Annotated in this window: 22 protein-coding genes; 18 read left to right on the forward strand and 4 right to left on the reverse strand. The window is 35.4% G+C overall.

Annotated elements, in window-relative coordinates:
• Nucleotides 1-63: 63 nt before the first annotated feature.
• The 5 genes from ID741_RS11240 to ID741_RS11260 all read left to right on the forward strand — a co-directional run bounded on the left by ID741_RS11240 (nt 64) and on the right by ID741_RS11260 (nt 4,225).
• Entirely contained in the window at nt 64-834 is a 771-nt protein-coding gene (locus ID741_RS11240; protein ID WP_438720027.1) for a dihydroorotate dehydrogenase electron transfer subunit, read from the forward strand.
• Nucleotides 834-1,757, forward strand: a complete 924-nt coding sequence (locus tag ID741_RS11245) for a dihydroorotate dehydrogenase (RefSeq protein WP_438720028.1) — start codon at nt 834-836, stop codon at nt 1,755-1,757. Before ID741_RS11240 ends, ID741_RS11245 begins: the two co-directional genes overlap by 1 nt.
• Nucleotides 1,758-2,474 carry an orotidine-5'-phosphate decarboxylase gene (pyrF, locus tag ID741_RS11250; RefSeq protein ID WP_438720029.1) on the forward strand — a complete coding sequence of 239 codons (717 nt, stop codon included), beginning with the start codon at nt 1,758-1,760 and terminating at the stop codon, nt 2,472-2,474.
• Nucleotides 2,475-3,107: an orotate phosphoribosyltransferase gene (gene pyrE, locus ID741_RS11255; RefSeq protein ID WP_438720030.1), complete on the forward strand. Its 633-nt coding sequence runs from the start codon at nt 2,475-2,477 to the stop codon at nt 3,105-3,107.
• Between the two features lie 92 nt (nt 3,108-3,199).
• Nucleotides 3,200-4,225 (forward strand): AI-2E family transporter, encoded by a 1,026-nt coding sequence (locus tag ID741_RS11260; protein WP_438720031.1) that lies wholly within the window; start codon nt 3,200-3,202, stop codon nt 4,223-4,225.
• 17 nt (nt 4,226-4,242) lie between these two features.
• Here ID741_RS11260 and efbA read toward each other — a convergent pair whose 3' ends face one another.
• Nucleotides 4,243-5,940 carry a fibronectin-binding protein EfbA gene (efbA, locus tag ID741_RS11265; protein WP_438720032.1) on the reverse strand — a complete coding sequence of 566 codons (1,698 nt, stop codon included), beginning with the start codon at nt 5,938-5,940 and terminating at the stop codon, nt 4,243-4,245.
• 58 nt (nt 5,941-5,998) lie between these two features.
• Nucleotides 5,999-7,630 (reverse strand): phosphoenolpyruvate carboxykinase (ATP), encoded by a 1,632-nt coding sequence (locus ID741_RS11270; protein WP_438720033.1) that lies wholly within the window; start codon nt 7,628-7,630, stop codon nt 5,999-6,001.
• A 136-nt stretch (nt 7,631-7,766) separates the two neighbouring features.
• On the opposite strand from ID741_RS11270, the gene ID741_RS11275 reads away from it, so the two are divergent.
• The 13 genes from ID741_RS11275 to ID741_RS11335 all read left to right on the forward strand — a co-directional run bounded on the left by ID741_RS11275 (nt 7,767) and on the right by ID741_RS11335 (nt 21,642).
• Nucleotides 7,767-8,324, forward strand: a complete 558-nt coding sequence (locus ID741_RS11275; protein WP_438720034.1) for a hypothetical protein — start codon at nt 7,767-7,769, stop codon at nt 8,322-8,324.
• Between the two features lie 348 nt (nt 8,325-8,672).
• The gene (gene trpX, locus ID741_RS11280) at nt 8,673-9,686 is read left to right on the forward strand and encodes a tryptophan ABC transporter substrate-binding protein (protein WP_438720035.1); all 1,014 of its coding nucleotides are present in this window, start codon (nt 8,673-8,675) and stop codon (nt 9,684-9,686) included.
• Between the two features lie 2 nt (nt 9,687-9,688).
• Nucleotides 9,689-10,573 (forward strand): ABC transporter permease, encoded by an 885-nt coding sequence (locus tag ID741_RS11285; RefSeq protein WP_218325271.1) that lies wholly within the window; start codon nt 9,689-9,691, stop codon nt 10,571-10,573.
• Nucleotides 10,573-11,346, forward strand: a complete 774-nt coding sequence (locus ID741_RS11290) for an ABC transporter ATP-binding protein (protein ID WP_218325272.1) — start codon at nt 10,573-10,575, stop codon at nt 11,344-11,346. Before ID741_RS11285 ends, ID741_RS11290 begins: the two co-directional genes overlap by 1 nt.
• Nucleotides 11,347-11,694: 348 nt before the next feature.
• Entirely contained in the window at nt 11,695-12,858 is a 1,164-nt protein-coding gene (aroC, locus tag ID741_RS11295) for a chorismate synthase (RefSeq protein WP_218325273.1), read from the forward strand.
• 13 nt (nt 12,859-12,871) lie between these two features.
• A complete protein-coding gene (locus ID741_RS11300; RefSeq protein WP_438720036.1) occupies nt 12,872-13,936 on the forward strand; it encodes a prephenate dehydrogenase in 1,065 nt (354 codons plus the stop codon).
• A 3-nt stretch (nt 13,937-13,939) separates the two neighbouring features.
• Nucleotides 13,940-15,220 (forward strand): 3-phosphoshikimate 1-carboxyvinyltransferase, encoded by a 1,281-nt coding sequence (gene aroA / locus ID741_RS11305; protein ID WP_438720037.1) that lies wholly within the window; start codon nt 13,940-13,942, stop codon nt 15,218-15,220.
• Nucleotides 15,217-15,720, forward strand: coding sequence for a shikimate kinase (locus ID741_RS11310; protein ID WP_218325276.1), 504 nt, complete (start codon nt 15,217-15,219; stop codon nt 15,718-15,720). The genes aroA and ID741_RS11310 overlap by 4 nt, the downstream gene beginning before the upstream one ends.
• On the forward strand, nt 15,720-16,562 hold the full coding sequence (gene pheA, locus ID741_RS11315) for a prephenate dehydratase (RefSeq protein WP_438720038.1): 843 nt from the start codon (nt 15,720-15,722) through the stop codon (nt 16,560-16,562). Before ID741_RS11310 ends, pheA begins: the two co-directional genes overlap by 1 nt.
• A 97-nt stretch (nt 16,563-16,659) precedes the next feature.
• On the forward strand, nt 16,660-17,886 hold the full coding sequence (locus ID741_RS11320; protein WP_218325278.1) for an LCP family protein: 1,227 nt from the start codon (nt 16,660-16,662) through the stop codon (nt 17,884-17,886).
• A gap of 79 nt (nt 17,887-17,965) precedes the next feature.
• The gene (locus tag ID741_RS11325) at nt 17,966-18,814 is read left to right on the forward strand and encodes a DegV family protein (RefSeq protein WP_218325279.1); all 849 of its coding nucleotides are present in this window, start codon (nt 17,966-17,968) and stop codon (nt 18,812-18,814) included.
• Between the two features lie 100 nt (nt 18,815-18,914).
• Nucleotides 18,915-19,394 (forward strand): DUF6530 family protein, encoded by a 480-nt coding sequence (locus ID741_RS11330; RefSeq protein WP_218325280.1) that lies wholly within the window; start codon nt 18,915-18,917, stop codon nt 19,392-19,394.
• Nucleotides 19,395-19,410: 16 nt separating this feature from the next.
• Nucleotides 19,411-21,642 carry an AAA family ATPase gene (locus ID741_RS11335; RefSeq protein ID WP_438720039.1) on the forward strand — a complete coding sequence of 744 codons (2,232 nt, stop codon included), beginning with the start codon at nt 19,411-19,413 and terminating at the stop codon, nt 21,640-21,642.
• Between the two features lie 50 nt (nt 21,643-21,692).
• Here the strand turns inward: ID741_RS11335 and ID741_RS11340 are convergent, their stop codons facing one another.
• On the reverse strand, nt 21,693-22,232 hold the full coding sequence (locus ID741_RS11340; protein ID WP_218325282.1) for a TIGR01440 family protein: 540 nt from the start codon (nt 22,230-22,232) through the stop codon (nt 21,693-21,695).
• 15 nt (nt 22,233-22,247) lie between these two features.
• Nucleotides 22,248-22,742, reverse strand: a complete 495-nt coding sequence (locus tag ID741_RS11345; RefSeq protein ID WP_438720040.1) for an ECF transporter S component — start codon at nt 22,740-22,742, stop codon at nt 22,248-22,250.

A 22,742-nucleotide genomic window follows, 5' to 3' on the forward strand; every position in this document is an offset into this window, starting at 1 on the left:
TATCAGCAGGAGTAAAAAAATTCTGCTGATAATTTGGAAACAATTGATATATGGGAGGCTAATATGAAGCAGGAAATGATGAAAATCGTCAGTCAAATTGAAATTGCACCACGCATTTTTGAACTGGTTTTACAAGGACAATTGGTTAAGCAAATGAAACAGCCAGGACAATTTATCCATATCCGTGTGCCTCGCTCAGATTTATTGTTACGTCGTCCGATTAGTATTAACCAATTTAATTTGACTGATCAGACTTGTACAGTGATTTATCGAATCGAAGGGGCTGGAACACAAGCTTTTTCAGAAATGATAACTGGAGAAATGTTAGATGTTATGGGGCCTTTAGGTCATGGATTTGAATTGACAGATTTAAAAGCTGGCGATACTGCATATATTGTTGGCGGCGGTATTGGCATCCCTCCATTGTATCAACTTTCAAGAGATTTAACTGCTAAAGGAGTGAAGGTTGTTCACTTTTTAGGTTTTACGACTAAAAAAGATATTTATTACTTGGATGAATTCAATCAATTAAGTGAGACAAAAATTTCAACTGATGATGGTACCTTTGGTAAAAAAGGACATGTTGGTCATCTTTTAGCGGAAACTACTGAAAACCCCGATGCTGTTTTTGCTTGTGGTCCGAACGCATTGTTAAAAACTGTTGAAGGCTTTTTCGATGAAGTTGAAAATGTTCAGCTTTCTTTGGAATCACGTATGGCCTGTGGAATGGGTGCTTGTTACGCTTGCGTCTGTCATGTGCCAGAAGATCCTAACCAAAGTCTAAAAGTTTGTGAAGATGGGCCAGTTTTTAAAGCCGGGGAGGTAATCATTTAATGAATCGTTTAGCTGTTAATTTACCAGGGCTGAATTTAAAAAATCCAATTATGCCAGCCAGCGGATGTTTTGGTTTTGGTAAGGAGTATGCGGATTATTATGATTTAAATCAATTAGGATCGATTATGATTAAAGCAACTACACCACTCGTTCGTTATGGAAACGAGACACCACGAGTTGCTGAAACTGCTAGTGGAATGCTAAATGCTATTGGACTACAAAATCCTGGATTAGAAGTCGTAATGAATGAAATACTGCCAAGTTTGGAAAAATTTCAAGATTTGCCTTTAATTGCCAATGTAGCAGGTGCTTGCGAAGAAGATTATGTAGAAGTTGCCAAAAGTATTGGTGATGCACCGAATGTCCACGCGATTGAATTAAATATTTCTTGTCCCAATGTAAAACACGGGGGCTTATTATTTGGAACCGATCCAGATGCGGCAGGAAGCTTGACAAAAGCGGTAAAAGAAGTTGCGAAAGTACCAGTTTATGTAAAATTATCTCCTAATGTGACCGATATTGTTCCGATTGCAAAAGCAGTTGAACAAGGAGGCGCTGATGGTTTTACGATGATTAATACTTTAATGGGAATGCGGATTGATTTAAAAACGCGACGACCAATTTTAGCAAATATGACAGGTGGTTTATCTGGACCAGCTATTAAACCAGTTGCCATCCGTTTGATTCATCAAGTTGCTGGAATTACTGACTTGCCAATCATTGGTATGGGTGGCGTACAAAATGTTGATGACGTGATTGAAATGTTTTTAGCAGGAGCCAGTGCGGTCGCTGTGGGAACGGCAAATTTTACTGATCCATATATTTGTCCCAAATTAATTGATTCCTTACCACAAAAATTGGATGAATTAGGTATTGAATCTTTGGAACAATTAAGAAAAGAAGTTAGAGAGGCGCGAGGTTAGATGGAAAGAAGACCAATTATTGCTTTGGATTTTGCTTCAAAAGAAGAGATTATCCAGTTTTTAAAAAAGTTTCCTAAAGAAGAGGCGTTATTTGTAAAAATTGGCATGGAACTTTTTTATCAAACAGGACCTGAGATTGTTTCCTTTTTAAAATCGTCTGGACACGATGTTTTTTTGGATTTGAAATTACATGATATCCCAAATACAGTAAAAAAAGCTATGTCTGGCTTAGCAAAACTCGGAGTAAAAATTACCAATGTTCATGCTGCTGGTGGCATTGAAATGATGGAGGCGGCTAAAGCAGGGTTGATCGAAGGAACGCCAACTGGTGAAGCTGTACCAGAATTAATCGCTGTGACTCAACTTACTTCAACTTCTGAAAAACAAATGCATGAAGATCAATTAATTCCAGTTAGCTTGCAGGAAAGTGTCTTACATTATGCCAAGTGTGCGGACAAAGCTGGCTTGGCTGGAGTAGTTTGTTCAGCTCTAGAAGTTGCGGCTATTCATCAAGCAACAAATCCTGACTTCGTCTGTCTTACACCAGGAATTAGACCACAAGGAGCCAGTGTTGGTGATCAAAAAAGAGTCATGACACCAGCCGATGCTAAAAAAATTGGCTCTACTTACATTGTAGTAGGTCGCCCGATTACTCAAGCAGAAAATCCTTACGAAAGCTATTTACAAATAAAAAATGAATGGAACGGTGAAAAATAAATGACTACCATTGCAGCAGAAATTGCCAAAGATTTATTATCCATTGAAGCAGTCTCATTGAGTCCGGATGAACCCTTTACTTGGGCTAGTGGTATAAAATCTCCTATTTATTGTGATAATCGAATTACCATGAGCTATCCTAAAGTTCGCCGTGCAATCGCCAAAGGTTTAGCGGAAGAAATCAAAAAAAATTTTCCTGATGTAGAAGTGATTGCCGGAACAGCAACTGCTGGTATACCCCATGCTGCTTGGGTAGCTGAAATTTTAGATTTACCGATGGTCTATATTCGTTCTAAAGCAAAAGACCATGGTAAAGGAAATCAAATTGAAGGCCGCATCAAAGAAGGTCAAAAGATGGTTGTTATTGAAGATTTAATTTCAACTGGAGGAAGCGTTTTAGAGGCTGCCACTGCCGCAACTAAAGAAGGTGCTAATGTTTTGGGCGTTGCAGCAATCTTTACTTATGAGTTAGCCAAAGGTGTTGATAATTTTAAGGAAGCAGATATAAAATTGGTAACATTAACCAATTATTCAGCTTTGATTGAAATTGCTTTAGAAGAAAAATACATCAATGAAGATCAATTAACTCTATTGAAAAAATGGCGGGAAAATCCTGAAAATTGGTTAACTTAATAAAACAAAGCATTATTTACTCTGAGAAAAGAGTGAATAATGCTTTTTTCTTTTAATAAATGATAGAATGATTAAGAAGTGGAGGGGTGTCCATGTATCAAAAATTTATCGAAAATACTACTTTAAGACGTTTGACTGTTTTAGTCAGTGTAATTATTGTCCTATTCTGCGTCCGTGAATTTATGACGACGATCTTACTGACCTTTATTTTTACTTTGTTGGCTGTAAAATCGGTAGATCTTATTCAACGTTGGCTTAAATTACCGACTTTTTTACTAACTATGCTTTTGTATTTTATTGCAGTATTTGTAGTTTATTTATTGGTTACAAAATACGCTAATTTTTTAATTAATCAAGTGATTCATACCTATAATACGTTATTTGATTTTTACCAGAATCAATCGAAAGAAGCAGAAGGTGTAGTTAAGTACGTTGCTAATTATCTTGAAACCCACAATTGGCAAGATAAATTGGAGAGCGGCGCATCGATTGTGTTTACCCAGTTACAAAATGCGGGTCGCTTAACAATAGCTTTCATCATGTCGTTTTTATTAAGTTTTTTCTTTATGGTGGAAAAGAAAAAGACAGTCCGTTTTTCTGGTAGCTTTTTGACTAGTCATTTTGCTTGGTATTTTAAAGATCTTGCTTATTTTGGGAGTATTTTTATAGAAACATTTGGTGTGGTTATCGAAGTTCAAATCTTGATTGCGGTGGTTAATACTATTGTTACAACAATTGGATTAGGAATTATCGGTTTCTCACAGTTACCAACTTTAGCAATTATGATCTTCTTCTTGAGTTTAATTCCTGTTGCTGGTGTGATTTTTTCTTGTGTGCCGCTAACATTGATTGCTTATTCAACCGGTGGCATTCAAACAGTGATTTATGTATTAGTTTTAATAATTGTTGTACATTGCGTAGAAGCTTATGTTTTAAATCCACAATTTATGTCTAGCCGAACCAATTTACCAATTTTTTTTACGTTTGTAATCTTATTAATAAGCGAACATTTCTTAGGTCTATGGGGATTATTAGTGGGGATTCCAATCTTCAATTTCTTTTTAGAGATATTGAATGTCCAAGTTCCTAGTTTTAAAAAGAAAACCGCCCAAAAATAAAACTTTGGGCGGTTTTTCTAATTTTCAGTATTGTTTTTCAATTGTTGGATAGTTGTTTCTTCAGGTGTTACAAATAACGTTTTTTGATTTTCATAAATAACAAATCCTGGTTTTGCACCATTGGGTTTATGAACGAATTTTACTTGCACATAATCCACGGGAACTTGAGCTGATTGACGATATTTTGAAAAGTATGCAGCTAGTTCGGCCGCCTCCAATAAAGTCTCATCACTAGGATTGTCTGATTTAATAATCACGTGAGAGCCTGGAATATTTTTAGCATGGAGCCAAATATCGGTCTTCCGGGCTTTTTTCAAGGTCAATTGATCGTTTTGTAAATTATTTTTGCCGACTAAAATCGTCGTGCCATCACTAGCAATAAATTTTTCTGGCTGTGAAGGTTTGTGTTGACGGATTTTCTTTTGACTACGTTTCTTTAAGTAGCCACTAGCAATTAACTCTTCACGAATAACCTCGATATCCATTGGACCGGCAATCTCTAATTGTGCCAAAATGGATTCTAAATAATTGATTTCTTCTTGGGCTTCTTTAATTTGCGCATCTATTAATTTGACCGCATTTTTGAGCTTTTGGTAACGATGAAAATATTTTTGAGCATTTTGATTAGTAGTCAATGCTGGATTTAACTTTATTTCAATCGGTTGATTCTCTTCATAATAGTTTTCTAAAGTGACTGAGTCAACACCTCTAGGAACTTGTGCCATAAAAGTTGTTAAAAGCTCACCATCACGTCGAAAGTCTTCTGCATTTTCTGAATCCTTCAAGGTTTGTTGACGCTTTGCGAGTTTTGATTGATTGCGGCTGATTTCATTTTCAACTTTTTTGATCAGCTGGTTACCGAGCTGTTTTACACGGTCTTTCTCTGCTTTTTCTCCATAAAACGCGTCTAATAATTGACTTAAATTATCGTAAGACTGCTTTTCTTCAAAAGTTAGAAAGGAGATCGGCGCAAACAATTCTTTATTTTTGATTTTCCCTAATGTCGGAGTTGGTTGTTGTACTTCTTGCCAAAAGTTATCCCAAACAGCCATTTTTTGATTGCTGATTTCCTCTAAGCGGTAGACAAGTTCATCCGCCGTATCGCGACCAAGTCCTTGGAAATTTTGTTGTAAATATTTACCAGTTAATTTTTCAGCCGTTGATACTATTTCAAATACTTGTTCCTTATTTGCCTTAAAAGGATTTATTTGCTCCTGTGAAGGGGGAGTAACATAGGTTGAACCTGGTAAAATACTTCGATAAGAATTTTGTGAAGGTCCGATATGCTTGATTGCATCTAAAATCTTGCCACTGGTTTGATTAACTAAAACAATTGTTGAATGACGTCCCATTAATTCAACAATCAGAACTAATTTTTGCTGATCACCTAACTCATCTCTTTTATTGATCGTAAAGTGGACCACACGATCATTTTCAATTTGTTCGATATTTTCTAAAATACCCCCTTCTAAATGTTTTCGTAACATCATGGCAAAAGTGGGTGGGGTACCAGGATTACTATAAGCAATATTGGTTAATTGGATTCGCGCATAGCTGGGATGCGCCGATAACAATAAACGTTGATTTTTTCCGTTGGCGCGTATGACTAAAACCACTTCATTTTCATAAGGTTGGTGGATTTTTGAAATACGACCGCTAATTAGTTGGTCCAATTCCTGAACCATTACATGGGTAAAAACACCATCAAACGACATCTGTATTCCTCGATTCTTTCCTAGATAAATCCATTATAAACAACTTCTTAAAAAAAACCTATTTTTCCAATTTTAGAATCATTTCTGTTAGCAGATCAGTCACTTCTGTTGGCAATTCAGTAAAAGGATTTAAGGTTTTTTCTTCGACAAAAACCAAACGGGTTTTCAAACTCGTTTTAAGTGCTTGTCGATATTTTTGATTATTAAAATCTGGTTCGTAGTCATCAATATTTAAATACTCGATTTGCGGATATGGACCGAAAGTTTCAAATTCACCAGTTTTTGTCACAATATCTTCAATCCCTTTTAAAGTTACTTCTGGAGAAATATTTCGCTCGTTGAAACTGGCAGTGTTTAAAATATAACAGGTTGTTCCGTTAGTAAATAACGTTCTGAAATTTTGATAGTCTTCTGCCAAGGGATAGGTTCTAAATGGATTAGCAAAAGGTTCAATTATTAATTGATCGCTGACTTGAATATTTTCAGCGGTTGACCGTTTTGTCGCCAAAGTTACACCAAAAATAGCAGCCAAAGTCGGATCATTCAATTTTAAAATAGGTGGTAGAGTTTCGTCCTTCATGATCCAAAAAACACCATCAATTTTTTCGTTAATATGATCCTTTCGATCTTTTGTAGCAAAACGGCTTTTTATGCAGCGGCCGTTTACATTTCTGATATCTCCTGTTACTAAAACTTTTTGACCATTCTCATCTAAAGTTATACCAACATTTTCAGCAGTTAAAAAATATTTAATTGCAGCATGATCCATGGCATAGTCTTCAGTCTTATCAAAATAGGATGGTTCTAATGCAGTCGTCCCACCATCTTTTTGATTAATTACAAAAGCATCATCATGTAAAACAGTAATTGGGAATTTATTTCCATGATGAGACAAGGTGATTGTAGATTTTCCAGTTCCAGATAAACCAAATGCTGCCATGGTGTATTTACTATTAGGCAACTGAAATTGTTTCATTCCGCCATGACAAGCAATAAAGCCATTTCGGTGAGCAATTTGCCATGCTAAAGATAGGGTAGCTTTTTTAAGTTCACCAAAATATCGTAGTCCTAGAATGGCTCCACAATTATGTGCTGGATCTAAAATAACTAAGCCGTCAGGATAATCTGGATGTTGCCAATCAGGATCAGCATAAAAATATAAATCATTTTCATTAGGAAACTCTTGAGACTGCTCGTAGATATTTGTTAGATTTTGAGAAAATTCAAAATTCATCAAGTATTGAAATAGTTGCATCGGAAAATTTGCAGGAATCATTAAATGAGATTTAACCATAAAATCATTATGTAAACCTACGACCACAGATGACTTTAAAAAATTTTTCTCTTGTCCGTGATAAACAACTTCTCTCATCAAAGCAGAAAAATCCTTGTCTTCTTTAGTAGTTAAAATTAATTTTCGCGCGATGGCAGAGCGACCAACGATTTTACCATCATTAGTAACTAATACTTTGGCTTCAGTTGGCAAACCTAATTTTTCCGGCTGATCAATAGGTAAATCGGTCACGATTGTCTGAGAATTTTCAAAAGCCAGCTGATAAGCAGCCGCTACATCTTTTATTTCCGTTACATTATTACCATAGAAAGCTGTCTCAATAGTTGTTTTAAAGCCACTTAAGCGAGGATTGTTTGAATGAATCTCTTTCCGATCAAATAAATGGTTACTACTCATAATAATCCCTCCAAGTCTAATTAATTTATTATTATCATATCATTTTTAGAATTTTCAGACAAAATTTTTTTATGTTTTCGTTTTATCAGAGTAGCAGTTTATTTTTTTTTCGTTATAATATAACTAGGGTGATAGAATGAAAAAGTTCTTCTTAAATTTTGGAGAGACACTCCAAAGGCTTTGGAAAGTTTTTTATTTAAAAGCAGAAGCCAACCAAAAAAAGACGATTGCTATTTTGATTATTTCAATTATGACAATTACTATAGGCATATTTTCTTTACAATATGTGAGAGAGGTTTTTCGCGCAACTGAAATTGAAACGACAGTTTATAATAAGATTGATACTAAATATATATTGCCTATGGATTACCAAAACTCTGACCAACAAATTAAAGATTCTAAAACGATAGCTGTCATGTTTTGTCAGCCTCATGGAGAGACCTATAAAAAAGTACTTGCTATTTTAAATGATCCTTCTCAGGAAGAAACCTTGAATCGAAAATTTTATTTTTATCCAATTGTTTACCATAGTGACCAAATGGCTAAAGACTATCAAATTAATCCAAATCAAGTTACCTTTGTTTATTTTAAAAAAGGTGAAGAGAAAAATCGATTTGTAGTAGAAGAAATGACTCACTTAAATAGTGAGTTTGTCCCAAAACTTAATCGTTTATCCCAACGTTATTTAGATTAGTTAAAATATTTTTAATTTTATTTTAATAAATATATTGACAATCTCATTTTCATTGGGTAAACTAATTTCAACATCAAAGAAGGAGTGAGCCACATGAAAAAAGCAAACTTATCTCAACAAAAGAATCGTTGGCAAAACTGGCGTAGATAAGTTGCGTTTATGGACTCATTTCATAGATGCAGCGTTTAGAACTATTCTAAATCTTGTATCTATGTTGGATGTATTTATTATGTACTTTCCCCGCATAGAGACCGATCTATGCGGTTTTTGTTTTTCGAGAGACAACTACCGTTATATTTAGGGTAGTTGTCTCTTTTTGCTTACATTAAAATATTAGGAGGAAATATTATGAAAAACAAAGGGATTATTGGTTCAATTATCGCAATAGCAGTTATTTTAATCGGGGTATTCGCTTATCAAATGGGGAGCCGTCAAACCACATCAAGTGCCACAACAGATTCATCAGAATTACAAACAGTTGGAATTTTACAATTTATAAGTCATCCTTCTTTAGACCAAATTAAAGATGGCGTGGTAGATGGTCTGAAAGATGCTGGATATGTTGATGGTGAAAATATCAAAATTGAATACTTAAATGGTCAAGGCGATCAAAGTAAATTAGATACCATGAGCCAACAATTAATCTCTAAGAATTCTGATGTTTTAGTTGGGGTAGCAACTCCGGCGGCTAAGGCTTTAGCTAATGCTACAAGTGATATTCCAGTAGTAATGGGTGCAATCTCAGATCCAGTTGGTTCTGGTTTGGTGAAGAGCCTAGAAGAACCGGGCAATAACGTTACAGGATTGAATAATTTATCACCAGTCAACCAACAAATTGAATTAGCAAAAGAATTATTACCAGAAGCAAAAACGGTTGGGATGATTTATTCTTCGTCTGAAGAAAATTCTTTAGCTCAGATTGCAAGAGCTGAGAAAAAAGCAGCTGATGAAGGTTACACTGTGAATAAATATGCGATTTCTTCAAGTAATGAAATTGCCCAAATTACACAACAAGCGGCTGGAGAAAATGATTTCTTATATATTCCACAAGATAATATTATCGCTAACGCATTTGATACATTAGTACAAGAAGCTGACAAGGCAAAAATTCCAGTCTTTGTATCTGTCGATAATATGGTGAAACAAGGCGGAGTAGCTACAGTGGGACAAAATCAATATCAAATGGGTGTCGAAACAGGAAAAATTGCGGCTGAAATGTTGGCTGGAGCAGATCCAGCTAAAACACCAGTGACGGTGATTGATACAGGCGATACAATTATTAATGAAACAAAAGCAGCAGAACTTGGTATTACTATTCCAGATAATTTAAAAAACAAAGCAGAATTAGTTGAAGGAGACTAGCTATGATAATTTCGTCAATTGGACAAGGATTTATTTGGGGGATTTTAGGATTAGGAATTTTTATGACTTATCGTATTCTAGGTTTTCCAGATATGACAACAGAGGGATCATTTCCACTAGGTGGCGCGATTTGCGTCACTGCCATTGTTAATGGTATTCATCCGTTTTTTGCAACAATCTTAGGAATCTTGGCTGGTATGTGTGCAGGATTTGTTACGGGGATGCTTTATACTAAAGGAAAAATTCCAGTAATTTTAGCAGGAATATTAGTTATGTCTGGTTTAAACTCAGTGATGTTGTTTGTCATGCAAACACCAAATTTATCTTTGTTAAATCAGCCCAAACTACAAGACTTTTTTACTCAATTGAATCTACCAGATCACTTTGATATCGTGTTGATGGGATTAATTGCAGTTGGAATTATTTTTACCTTATTATTACTATTCTTCTTCACTGATTTTGGTCAAGCATATATCGTCACAGGTGATAATGAGACAATGGCTCGTTCGATTGGTATTAATACAAACGGCATGAAAGTAATTGGTTTAACCTTATCAAATGGTGTGATTGCACTGTCTGGAGCATTAATTGCTCAAAATGATGGTTACGCCGATATTGGAAAAGGAACAGGTGTGATTGTCATTGGTTTAGCGTCAATTATTATTGGAGAAGTAATCTTCGGCGAAGTTACTTTTGCAGAAAGATTAATAACGGTTATCTTGGGCAGTGTCATTTATCAATTATTAATTCTAGCAATTATTAAAGTTGGCTTAGATACGACTTATTTAAAAATCTTTTCGTCAATTATTTTAGCGATTTGTTTAATGATTCCAAGATTGAAAGAAGCATTGAACTTGAAAACAGGATTTGAAAAGGAGGCTAAGTGATGGAGGCATTAGAATTAAGACAAGCGAGCAAGACAGTTAATAATGGACTAAATGAATCGCGCCCTATATTACGTGGGGTTGACTTAACGATAAAAACAGGAGACTTCATCACTGTCTTAGGTGGTAACGGCGCTGGAAAAAGTACTTTATTTAATAGTATTTCCGGTAGCTTACCTCTGGATTCAGGTACGGTAAAAATTATGGATCACGATATTACAAAATTACCTGAAGAAAAACGGGCAAAATATATTTCTCGTGTTTTTCAAGATCCTAAAATGGGAACTGCTCCGCGTCTAACTGTAACTGAAAATCTGGCATTAGCTGAAAAAAGAGGTCAAAAGCGACCACTAAAAACTCGTAAAATATCACAAAAGAAAGAATTTTATTATAATTTATGTGCACAAGTCGGTAATGGCTTAGAAAATCATTTGGATACACCTACTGGATTTTTATCAGGCGGTCAAAGACAAGCGTTAAGTTTAATTATGGCTACTATCACAAAGCCAGATTTATTACTTTTAGATGAACATACAGCCGCTTTAGATCCTAAGACAGCTCGACAGTTGATGACTTTAACAGATAAAATCATTAAAGAACAAAATCTGACTTGTTTAATGATTACTCATAAGATGGAAGACGCTATAAATTATGGTAATCGCATGATTGTGATGGAAAAAGGACAAATCATCAAGGATTTAAATGCATCTGAAAAGAGTCAATTAAGCTTGTCTGATTTGTTTTTATTTTTTGAAGAAGATGAATTGGCGTTGTAAAAATGGAAATACAATGAGAACTTTTTCAGAAAACTATAAAAAAACAATTGACTTTTCTCATATCGACACCTATACTAAGTCTAATCTTAACCAATTGGGAGCGAAAAATATGATTAATACTACTTTATCCCAACTGAATAATTTATACTTTAGCTATTTTAGATAGTTTGTATTCATGTGATTCATGGGTACGGACGAAGCAATTGTTTGTATCTATGATGGCTAAGGAACTTGTGTATGAAGTCAAGCCACGTAGAGAATCTATCTACTGTGGCTTTTTTATTTATTCAAAAAGCTCATTGTAGATAGCTACAATGAGTTTTTTAATTTTAGAAAAGAGGAAAAAAGATGCGCTATTTAACAGCAGGAGAATCCCACGGACCAAAACTTACTACAATTATTGAAGGTATTCCAGCCGGATTAACGGTTTCAGTTGATCAAATTAACCAGGAATTGACACGTCGCCAAGGCGGTTATGGTCGAGGCGGTCGTATGAAAATAGAAACCGATCAAGTAGAAATTACTGCCGGTATTCGACATGGAAAAACATTAGGTTCACCAATTGCTATGACAATTGAAAATAAGGATTGGAAAAATTGGACAAAAGTCATGTCAGTAACGCCAGTTGAGGATAAAATCGCTAGTCAAAGAAGAGTTGCAAAACCGCGTCCTGGACATGCAGATTTAGTTGGTGGAATGAAATATCAACACCGTGACTTGCGAAATGTTTTAGAACGTTCTTCAGCAAGAGAAACAGCTGTCCGGGTGGCTATTGGGGCATTAGCCAAACAACTTTTAGCCAGCTTAGAGATTGAAGTAGCGAGCCATGTTGCAGTCTTAGGAGGCATTAAAGCAACGGTTCCAGAAGTTATCAGTGTAGCAGAAATTAAAGCTAAAGCTGCAGCTTCTGAAGTTCGAACGGTTGATCCGACGGTCGATGAAGCAATGAAAAAATTAATTGATGAAACCAAAAAAGCGGGAGATACTCTAGGCGGTGTCGTCGAAGTACGAATCGAAAATGTTCCTGCTGGATTAGGTAGTTATGTGCAATGGGATAAAAAATTAGATGGTAAATTGGCACAAGCGATGTTAAGTATTAACGCCTTTAAAGGAGTAGAGTTTGGTATTGGATTTGATGCTAGTATGAAACCGGGTTCCGAAGTAATGGATGAAATTACCTGGAATGATACTGGTTTTCATCGGACAACCAATCATTTGGGTGGTTTTGAAGGTGGTATGACTAATGGCGAACAAATTATCGTTCGAGGAGTAAAAAAACCGATTCCTACTTTATACAAACCATTGATGAGCGTTGATATTGATTCGAAAGAACCATTTAAAGCCAGCGTAGAACGTTCTGATAGTACAGCAGTTCCTGCTGCCGCAGTTGTAGCTGAAAATGTGATGGCAACGGTGATTGCAAATGAATTATTGGAAAAATTTTCTTCCGATACTATGGAGGAATTGCAAATAGCAGTGAAAGAATATCGGGAAAGACTGCTAAAATTTTAGTGAGGTAAAATAAATGAAGGTTTTAATTGTAGGTTTAGGATTAATTGGCGCCTCCTTAGCTAAAGCGATCAAAAGACCGAATATGACGATATACGGTTGGGATCATTTAGTTGAGAGTAGAGATTTTGCAAAAACTCACAGGATAGTTGATGAATTATCCGATGACTTTGGTGAAATGGATATAATTATTTTATCAGTACCTATTCAGACGACTTTAGAATATTTAAAAAAATTAGCTAAAATTGAATTAAAAGATTCTGTGATTGTGACCGATACAGGAAGCACGAAAGAAAAGATATTCCAGCTTGCAGAAGATTTGCCCTTCACATTTATAGGTGGACACCCTATGGCAGGATCACACAAATCGGGCGTCAAGGCAGTTAATCAAAATTTATTTGAAGAAGCTTATTATATCTTGACTCCTAAAGTTGAGGATCAATCAGTTAACGTATTACAGGAAATTTTGACGCCAACGAGAGCAAAAATAATTATCACTGACCCAGCAAGTCATGATGAAATCGTGGCAGTACTAAGCCATTTGCCTCATATTGTAGCTGCAGGATTAGTTAAAATGAGTGATCAATTAGCTGAAGACTATCCTCGAGCATCACAATTGGCAGCTGGTGGGTTTCGTGATATCACTCGTATTGCCTCTTCTGATCCAAGAATGTGGACAGATATCTTATTAACAAATCGTCAAACATTGCTGACATTATTAAAAAAATGGCAAGAGGAAATCGAAAAAATTCAGCAATATTTGGTTGAAGAAGATCAAAATGCGATATATGATTTTTTTAATCAAGCAAAATATTCGAGAGACCGTTTACCACATAAGAAACAAGGAGCTATACCGGCTTTCTATGATTTATATGTCGATATTCCAGATATTGCTGGAGCAATTGCGCAAATTACAACCATTATTAGTACAGCAGGAATTTCGATTACTAATTTGAAGATCCAAGAAACTAGAGAAGATATTTATGGTGTCTTGGAATTATCATTTAAAAATCAAGTAGATTTACTTCAAGGACAAAAATTAATTGCAGCGGAAAACTTTTGCTGTCGGGTGAGGAGTTAACAAATGAAATTATTACAAGCGGATCGTTTAATAGGAGAGTTAATGGTACCACCAGATAAATCAATTTCTCATCGCAGTATTATGTTTGGTGCCATTAGCCAAGGAACAACGACAGTCCATAATTTTTTAACAGCTGAAGATTGCTTAAGTACGATTGATGTTTTTAAAGCATTGGGAGTAGACATTCAGAGAAAAGGTAATGTAGTGACAGTTATTGGTTCTGGAATTGATGGCTTAGAACAACCTCAACAGGAATTAAACGCTGGAAATTCAGGAACGACTCTCCGTCTAAGTTTGGGTATTTTAGCTGCTTGTGGTTTTACATCAAAGATTGCAGGAGATCATTCTTTAAATAAACGTCCTATGGAACGAGTGATGTCTCCTTTAAGACAAATGGGGGCAAATATTAATGGGGAAAATCAGACTGGTTTGCCACCTATTACTATAACAGGCGGTAAATTAAAACCGATTGAATATATTATGCCTGTAGCAAGTGCCCAAGTGAAGTCAGCAATCTTATTTGCTGCACTACAAACTGATGGTGAAACAACTATTATAGAGAAAGAAAAATCACGAAATCATACAGAAGAAATGATTGAACAATTTGGTGGGACGATAAAAGTTCAAGATAAAAAAATCAAAATAACAGGGAAACAAAAATTAATTGGCCAAGAAATAACGGTGCCTGGTGATATTTCATCGGCTGCATTTTTCATTGTTGCAGGTCTAATTTTAAACAATAGTCAAATTACTTTGAAACAAGTGGGAATTAATCCGACACGTACCGGAATCATTGATGTACTAAAACAAATGGGGGGAGCTATCACTTTTAGTCAAGTGGATAAAAAAAATCAAGCGGCAGATTTAAAAGTCTCTAGTAGCAAATTAAAAGCAGTTCAAGTAAAAGGTGAAATTATACCCCGCTTAATTGACGAATTACCAATTATTGCTTTGGCAGCTACTCAAGCTGAAGGAACAACCGTTATTTCTGATGCTGCTGAACTAAAAGTGAAGGAAACCAATCGGATTGATGTTACTGCTTCTGAACTAAATAAACTCGGTGCCAATATTGAAACCACAGAAGATGGGTTAATTGTCCACGGTCCGACCAAACTACATGGCGGAAAAGTTAGTAGTCATGGCGACCATCGAATTGGCATGATGTTACAAATTGCAGCATTACTTACAGAAGAAGTAGTCGAACTTGAAAATCCTGAAGCAATAAATATTTCTTATCCAACATTTTTTGATGATTTAGCGGAACTAAAGGAGGAAGAACAATGAGCGCAATTATTTTAATCGGATTTATGGGTGCAGGTAAAACAACTATTAGTAAAGAATTGGGAAAAACAACAAACGCGCAAGTTGTTGATATGGACGATGTGTTAGTGGAAAGAATTGGTCAACCAATTGCTGATTTTTTTGAAGAACATGGCGAACCGGCCTTTAGAAATCATGAGACAGATTTATTAAAAGAAGCAATTACTAAAAATTCAATTATTGCCACTGGTGGCGGTGTTATTTTACAAAAAGAAAACCAAAAAGTTTTGGTAGATAAAAAGGTTATCTATTTAAAAGCAAATGCGGATGTGCTAGTTGAAAGAATCCGAAATGACAAAACGAATATTCGACCAAATGCCATGAATAAAAATGATGGTGAAATTAAAAAATTGTATTTCAGTCGGGAAAAGTTATATGAAAAATTGGCTAAATTTACTATTGATACATCTGAAAAAACACCACAAGAAATTGTGGCTGAAATTCTTAATCAGGTAACTGTCTGATGAAAGTCGCCTATCTTGGTCCTAAAGGATCTTTTACTTATCAAGCGGTTAAAATGTATTTTAGTGGACAAGAAATAGCATTTATAGCTGTTGAAACCATTAATGAACTACTGGAAGTAAAGCAGCAAAACCAAGTAGATTGGGCCATGGTACCGGTGGAAAATACGATAGAAGGTTCTGTTTTACAAACTATTGATCAAATTTATCGTCGTTTGCCACAAATTAAAGCAGAAATAATTTTGCCGATAAAACAACAATTTTTAGTTGCAAAAAATAATCAAAAAAACTGGCAGAACATACAATTGATTTGTTCTCATCCACAAGCGTTAGCGCAATCTCAAAAATTTATTACTCAGTTTTTTCCGAGAATTGAAATTGAGCAAATGGCCTCTACTACTCAAGGGGCAAAAAAAGTTGCTGAACATCCCAACCAATTATTGGCAGCTATTGCCTCAAAAGAAGCAGCAGAAGAATATGATTTAGCAATTGTACAAAAAGATATTCAATCAATTTCAAATAATCAGACTAGGTTTTGGTTATTAGGAGATCAAGCATCACCAACAGAGTTGAAATATTTCCAGCAAAAAGCTACTGTTTTGGTTGATTTAGCTTTAAACCAACCAGGTTCTTTACACGAAATATTGGCGGTATTTCATCAGTTAAATATTAATTTAAGTAAGATTGAGTCTCGCCCACAAAAGACTAAGCTAGGAGAATATTTTTTTATTATTGATATTGATGTACCAACCGATCAAACCGTGCTTAAGGAAGCTTTAAAAGCTTTAAATCAGCAAAATAATCGTGTGACTTTATTAGGTAATTATCCGACTTATCAGCTCTAGTTGGATGATTTACCTAATTTTTTCTTATATTTTTAAAAATCTGACTGACAAAGGTACAATAATTTGTTATTTTTATTTTGCGAAGGATGGTGGACCCATGAGTCGAATGGACCGCAATAAAAAAATTCATGAGGAAAGCGAAAAAGTCCAGCGGAAAGAAGAACGTAAGAAAAAAGCTTTTCGCCGTGAGAAGACGACTGATGAATTTGAAAAAGAAACAACTCTCCACAACAAAACAGAAACTGAAGCAAAAAATGATAATTTTTTAGATACGGCTGATTTAAATTATTTAGAGAACTTAGATAATCCCTTTAAACAGAAAAATCAACAACGTGAATATCAAAAATCAACTTATCAAGAACCTATTCAAAAAAATAAAAAAAGATTTCCGTTAGCTTGGAAGAAAAAAACCAAAGACCCAAATCAACCACGCAAAAAAAGAAATTGGAAGAAAAATATTCTAAGGATTTTGATTTTTTTAATTGGCTATTCGTTGGTGACTTTTGCGATTGGGAATTTCCAAGCAAAACATGATGCTACAATGCCAGCCATCGAGACACAGGAATTTGCTGGTGCTAAGTCAGAAGATGGAACGAGTAATATCTTATTATTGGGTAGCGATACTCGGGATAATGTGAGCGGTCGTTCAGATTCTATGATGGTTTTGCAAGTAGATGGTAGCGGAAAACCGAAACTAGTATCATTTATGCGAGACATGTACGTAAGCATTCCTGGTGTTGGTGAGAATAAATTAAATGCTGCTTATGCTTATGGCGGAGCTGATTTGGTTCGCCAAACATTGTTAGAAAATTTCGGAATTAATTGTCGCTATTATGCCATGGTAGATTTTCAAACTTTTGAAAAAGGAATCGATGCACTCTTTAGTAATGGTGTGAAGATTGATGCTGAAAAAGATATGAGTTCTTATATTGATGAACCAATTTCTCAAGGAGAGCAACAAATGAATGGTCATACTTTACTGAACTATGCTCGTTTTAGAATGGATGAAGAAGGCGATTTTGGTCGTGTAAGAAGGCAGCAACAAGTAATGACAGCTGTTTCTAGCCAAATAAAGAATCCACTGGTCTTAATCAAAGCACCTTATGCAATGGGAAAAGTTTTTGGATATTTATCAACTGATATTAGTAACTTTTACATTTTTACCCATTTATTTGGTTTTGCAAAAATGGCAGGTGGAATTGATCGTTTAACCCTACCAGTTGATGGTTCTTGGAGCTATATTGATACTGATAATGCAGGGAGCGCTCTAGATGTTGACAATGCAACCAATAGTGCACAAGTTCAAGCCTTTTTGGCAAAGTAAGAAAAATCTTATTTCAATGAACTTTAGATTATGCTATATTTTATTTATTGCAAAATTTTAATTAAGTGAGGATATTTAGATGAAATTAGCGATCGTGACAGATAGCAGTGCCTATCTCAGTGAACGCATTAAAGACCATAAAAATTTATTTGTTATTCCAATTCCTGTGATTATTGATGGCAAACCCTATGATGAAGGGATTGATATTACTTATGAAGACTTTTATCGTCGATTGAATGAAACCAAAGAATTTCCAACAACTTCCCAGCCAGCTTTAGGAGAAGTAATCGAGATTTATAAAAAAATCAAAAATCTAGGATATGATACGATTATCAGTATTCATTTATCAGAAGGAATTTCTGGTTTTGTCCGTATTCTAGAATCAATTAAGGACGAAATAGATGGCTTGACTGTCATTCCCTATGATTCAACAATCACGAGTGTACCGATGGGTTATATGGTTGAAAAAGCACTAGAGCTTAACGACCAAAATAAAACTTTGCCGGAAATACTAGCAGGAGTAGACCATATTCGTGATACAACGAATGCTTATATTATTGTTGATGATTTGAATAATTTGGTTCGAGGTGGTCGTTTAACTAACGGAGCAGCGATAATTGGAGGATTACTGAAAATAAAACCAATCCTGACATTTACCAATGGTAAAATTGTCTTAGCCGAGAAGATTCGTTCTTTGAAAAAAGCTTTGCAACGAACGGAAGAAATTATTGAGAACCATCGCCAAGCAAGTAATGAAGAGTTGCGAATTTATGTGATTCATGCCAATAATCCAGATCTTGCAAAACAAGAATTAGAAAAATTAAAAATCAAATATCCGGAAGCAACGATTGAAGTGGGCACTTTTGGACCAGTTATTGGGACACATTTAGGTGAAAAAGCAATTGCTTTAGGCGTTTCCAGCATGTAAACTACTAGATTTTTTAGTAGTTTTTTCTTTGCATAATTTTAGATTTATAGTACTATTTTAGTAATTTAGTAAATTACTAGTTTAGTAAGGGAGTAATAAGATGAAAATACCAACAAATTTAAAACACAAACCAGTTTTTTTAGTTGAGGATTACGATAAAATTGATGGTCATCATGCATGGGAAAGTGATGCAAAAGGCTTAACGCTAGGCTTAGCTCAATGGAATGATCGGGGAAAAGTTGATATTTCAGGTAAAGTTTGGCGTCATACTGGAGAAAAATGGTCACGCCAATCAGAAGAATTACCGATTAGCAGAATTCTAGATTTGGCAATTTTAGTTGCTCGTTCTAGTTTATATTTACAAGATGCTTATCGTTTCGAAAAGTTTTATGATCCTGAAAATCCAGTAGTAGATATCATTGGACTACAAGGTGGCCGTATGACGGTAGAAGTTGATACAGAGAATCCCAAAATTGATGAAGATATTATTTTGTTCAATGACACAATGAATAAAGATGGCGAGTTAATCGGAGAACGATTTCGAACTTTGAGTCGCTTATTAGAAGAATTAGGTTATTAAAAAAGGAGTGACTCTTATGAATACAAGTTATTCTGTCACAAAAAATCGTTGGTTTTCTAAGATTGAGCAGCAAATGATTTGGCAAAAACCAAAAAGTCATCAGACAAGTGCTGAAGAAATTCGGATTGCCCAAGAAATTAAAACAAACTGGGATGATCCCGAAATGAAAATAAACAATATTCTATTGGAAGGCGATGCCGGATCGGGTAAGACGCAACTGGCACGTGCACTATCGGCCGATTTGCAATTACCTTATACTAAGGTCACTTGTTTTGCTGATATGGATAAAACCGATGTGTTTGGTGCTTTATTACCGGTGGTTAGTTCTGATGATGAATTAGATCATGAATTATTAGAGGCTGTTTATCAGACTGAAACTTTAAGTGAAGTTTTACGTTTAGTGGCGCAACATTACAGTATTAGTCAAGATCAAGCAAAGGTTCGTCTAGCTCAATTAATTGAGCGTTTAACTGACGATGAAAATATTCGACCGGTGCAATATAAATTTTATCCTTCTGAAATTGTTCGTGCAATGGAAAAAGGTTATCTGCTGGAGATTCAAGAGCCAACAGTGATTCGAGATGCTTCTGTCTTAGTAGCATTGAACTCTGCTTTGGAGAGTAATGGCCTGTTAAATTTACCAACTGGTATGATCAGCCGCCATGATGATTGCGTCGTAGTGATTACCACCAATAGAAATTATCAAGGTAATCGCCCATTAAATGAATCTTTAAGAGACCGCGTGCAGCATGCGGAAAAAATGGATTTACCTGCAATTGGGGTAATGATTGAACGGGCAAAAAGTAAGACCGGCTTTACCGATGAAGATTATTTAAAAGTTATGGCTGAAATCATCCGCTTATTAGATGAAACCGCAAAAGCAAATGCCGTTAAAGGTGTGGCGGGTATGCGTTCTTACTTTTATTGGATCAATAGTTTGAAACAAGGGCAAGATCCGTTAGAAAGTCTTTATCCGAAAGTTTTATATAAGTTGACTACTGATGAATTGGAACTAACTATCTTAACGGATACTCTAGAATCGAGCGGCTTGATTGCTCAATTACAACAAATTAAAAATCAACAAAAATTGAACCACGTTTCAGGGCGAAAAATAAGCCAAGCAGAGGCTGAGAAACGAAATATTACAGCTGAAAGTGAGGAAGCAAATCTTGTAGCGCCAACGGAGCTAGAAAATATAGATACAAACGAATCTTCTGAAAAGGAAACAGTAGCAGAAAAAAAACCAGAACAAAATGACAAAATAAATTTTTCAGAAGACCAAAGAACGCAAAAAGCGGCAGAGAGTCAAGAAGCTTTTATTTCTGAGGAAGAAAAAATTGGCTCTGCAATGTCATTAGCAGATCAGGCCGAATTAGATAAAAACAAACGAAAAGAATTGAACAAAACCACTAGAGAAATTCTTAAAGAAACCATCCATGCTAAAGAAGGAACGATTACTCATCGACCTAAAATAACTACTGAATCAATTCAAGAAGGTAAAGAATTAACTCAAGCAGTATTGCCAGAAGTAGATAGCTTGAGTCGTGTGATTAATGATATTTTGAACAAAGAAGAAAGTAACGAATTTAGCAGTGGCAAATATTATGGATCTCGATTTAATGCTAGTCATGTTGCTTACGGTGATTTACGTAATTTTGTTAAAAAAAATCCACCAAACGAAAACCCATCTTTGGCTTTAGCGGTAAGAGTTGATGAGTCTGGCTCAATGTTACGGGATGGTCGAATAGAACAGGCAAAATTAGCTGCCATTGCCGTTAGCTTATTTGCAGAAGCAGTCAAAATTCCTTATATGCTTTATGGTGATTCTGCAGATGTTAGTCAGAGAGAAAAAACATCTCTTTATTCTTATAAAGAATTTGACGATAGTTACGATTTTATCGCAGCAAAAGTTGCGACAATGAAGCCGCGACAAAATAATCGCGATGGTGTTGTCTTAAAAGTAATGGCTGAAAAGTTATCTCGACAAACAGCTGATACAAAAGTTTTACTTTCGATCAGTGATGGTCAGCCAAAAGCACTCCCTGATTACACTGGTGAAAAGGCTAAAAAAGATATTCAACAAGTCTTGGCAGACTATGAACGAAAAGGGATTCTTTTTCTAGCCTGTGCCATTGGTGAAGACAAAGAACAAATTAAAGAATTATATGGTGAAAGTAATTTTGTAGATATTAGTGATTTAAATCAGCTTTCTCAACAATTGCTGCATTTAATTGCTCGATTTATTTAAAAAAAACAGGAAGCTAAGAGATTTTTTTCTCTTAACTTCCTGTTTTTTTCTTAATAAGTTGCTCTAGGTCCACCAATATATTTTGGCCGGTTGCGTAGGGCTGTGACATGGGCGCCACCAAGTTCTTTAATACTTGGTCTTACAGGTACTTGGACATGTTTAACATGCATGCCAATAGAAGTATCACCAATATCAATCCCAGCATCAGCAACAATATGCTCAACCTCAACGGGATCTGTAAATTGTTCAAAAGCTGCTACTGAACACGCACCTCCAGCATGTAAAGCCGGTTTGACATTAACAATTTCCCAATCTTTTTTTTCAGCTAACTCTCTTTCAACAACCAATGCACGATTGATGTGCTCACATCCTTGGACTGCTAAAAAGATGCCTTTTGAATCCAGGATACCTTTTAAAGTTTCAATGACCCATTGACCAACTTTTTGACTGGAATTTTTTCCGATTGTACCGCCAACTATTTCACTAGTCGTACAACCTAAGACAAAAACTTGTCCAGCTTTTAAGTTGGCAACTGATAGAAGATCTTCTGTAATAGTGGTTAGTTGTGCTTGTAATTCTTTTTTCTCCATGATAAAAACTTCCTTCTAATGATATTGTAGTTTTGAAAATACTTTGTTGAGACTTTGGTAAAGTACCATAGTAACGGCAATCCCAAAAATGTTTTGAACCAAATTTGAGGGAATCGAAATAATTCCAGCCGGCCAAGTATAAAGTAAGGCTGTCGCTAAAGCATACCCTGTAATCATTACTAAGGAAGCTAAGGTGAATCCAATCAGCATTCCTTTAAAGTTAGGCCATTTACGATAAATGAAGCCCAGGGTTAATCCTTGTAAGCCGTGGATAACAAATGAAAAAATCATCCACTGAGGATAACCAGATAATAAATCAATCATACCACCAGAAAAAGCGCCCACTAAAAATCCAGCCAAAGGTCCCAAAAATAAACTTGCAGAATAGATACCAACTTCACACAATGTTACAAAGCCATTGGTAGCGGGAATAGGGATGATTACAATTAATGATAATGCCACAGTTAAAGCTACTAGCATTGCGATTCTTGTCAAATTACGAATTTTCAC

This window comes from Enterococcus sp. AZ103 (assembly GCF_051714685.1).
GTDB lineage: Bacteria > Bacillota > Bacilli > Lactobacillales > Enterococcaceae > Enterococcus_A > Enterococcus_A alishanensis.

What these genes read in the sequence shown, in the direction of transcription:
- ID741_RS11240 (WP_438720027.1), top strand. Translation starts at nt 64, where the DNA reads ATGAAGCAGGAAATGATGAAAATCGTCAGTCAAATTGAAATTGCACCA.
- ID741_RS11245 (WP_438720028.1), top strand. Translation starts at nt 834, where the DNA reads ATGAATCGTTTAGCTGTTAATTTACCAGGGCTGAATTTAAAAAATCCA.
- pyrF (WP_438720029.1), top strand. Translation starts at nt 1,758, where the DNA reads ATGGAAAGAAGACCAATTATTGCTTTGGATTTTGCTTCAAAAGAAGAG.
- pyrE (WP_438720030.1), top strand. Translation starts at nt 2,475, where the DNA reads ATGACTACCATTGCAGCAGAAATTGCCAAAGATTTATTATCCATTGAA.
- ID741_RS11260 (WP_438720031.1), top strand. Translation starts at nt 3,200, where the DNA reads ATGTATCAAAAATTTATCGAAAATACTACTTTAAGACGTTTGACTGTT.
- efbA (WP_438720032.1), bottom strand. Translation starts at nt 5,940, where the DNA reads ATGTCGTTTGATGGTGTTTTTACCCATGTAATGGTTCAGGAATTGGAC.
- ID741_RS11270 (WP_438720033.1), bottom strand. Translation starts at nt 7,630, where the DNA reads ATGAGTAGTAACCATTTATTTGATCGGAAAGAGATTCATTCAAACAAT.
- ID741_RS11275 (WP_438720034.1), top strand. Translation starts at nt 7,767, where the DNA reads ATGAAAAAGTTCTTCTTAAATTTTGGAGAGACACTCCAAAGGCTTTGG.
- trpX (WP_438720035.1), top strand. Translation starts at nt 8,673, where the DNA reads ATGAAAAACAAAGGGATTATTGGTTCAATTATCGCAATAGCAGTTATT.
- ID741_RS11285 (WP_218325271.1), top strand. Translation starts at nt 9,689, where the DNA reads ATGATAATTTCGTCAATTGGACAAGGATTTATTTGGGGGATTTTAGGA.
- ID741_RS11290 (WP_218325272.1), top strand. Translation starts at nt 10,573, where the DNA reads ATGGAGGCATTAGAATTAAGACAAGCGAGCAAGACAGTTAATAATGGA.
- aroC (WP_218325273.1), top strand. Translation starts at nt 11,695, where the DNA reads ATGCGCTATTTAACAGCAGGAGAATCCCACGGACCAAAACTTACTACA.
- ID741_RS11300 (WP_438720036.1), top strand. Translation starts at nt 12,872, where the DNA reads ATGAAGGTTTTAATTGTAGGTTTAGGATTAATTGGCGCCTCCTTAGCT.
- aroA (WP_438720037.1), top strand. Translation starts at nt 13,940, where the DNA reads ATGAAATTATTACAAGCGGATCGTTTAATAGGAGAGTTAATGGTACCA.
- ID741_RS11310 (WP_218325276.1), top strand. Translation starts at nt 15,217, where the DNA reads ATGAGCGCAATTATTTTAATCGGATTTATGGGTGCAGGTAAAACAACT.
- pheA (WP_438720038.1), top strand. Translation starts at nt 15,720, where the DNA reads ATGAAAGTCGCCTATCTTGGTCCTAAAGGATCTTTTACTTATCAAGCG.
- ID741_RS11320 (WP_218325278.1), top strand. Translation starts at nt 16,660, where the DNA reads ATGAGTCGAATGGACCGCAATAAAAAAATTCATGAGGAAAGCGAAAAA.
- ID741_RS11325 (WP_218325279.1), top strand. Translation starts at nt 17,966, where the DNA reads ATGAAATTAGCGATCGTGACAGATAGCAGTGCCTATCTCAGTGAACGC.
- ID741_RS11330 (WP_218325280.1), top strand. Translation starts at nt 18,915, where the DNA reads ATGAAAATACCAACAAATTTAAAACACAAACCAGTTTTTTTAGTTGAG.
- ID741_RS11335 (WP_438720039.1), top strand. Translation starts at nt 19,411, where the DNA reads ATGAATACAAGTTATTCTGTCACAAAAAATCGTTGGTTTTCTAAGATT.
- ID741_RS11340 (WP_218325282.1), bottom strand. Translation starts at nt 22,232, where the DNA reads ATGGAGAAAAAAGAATTACAAGCACAACTAACCACTATTACAGAAGAT.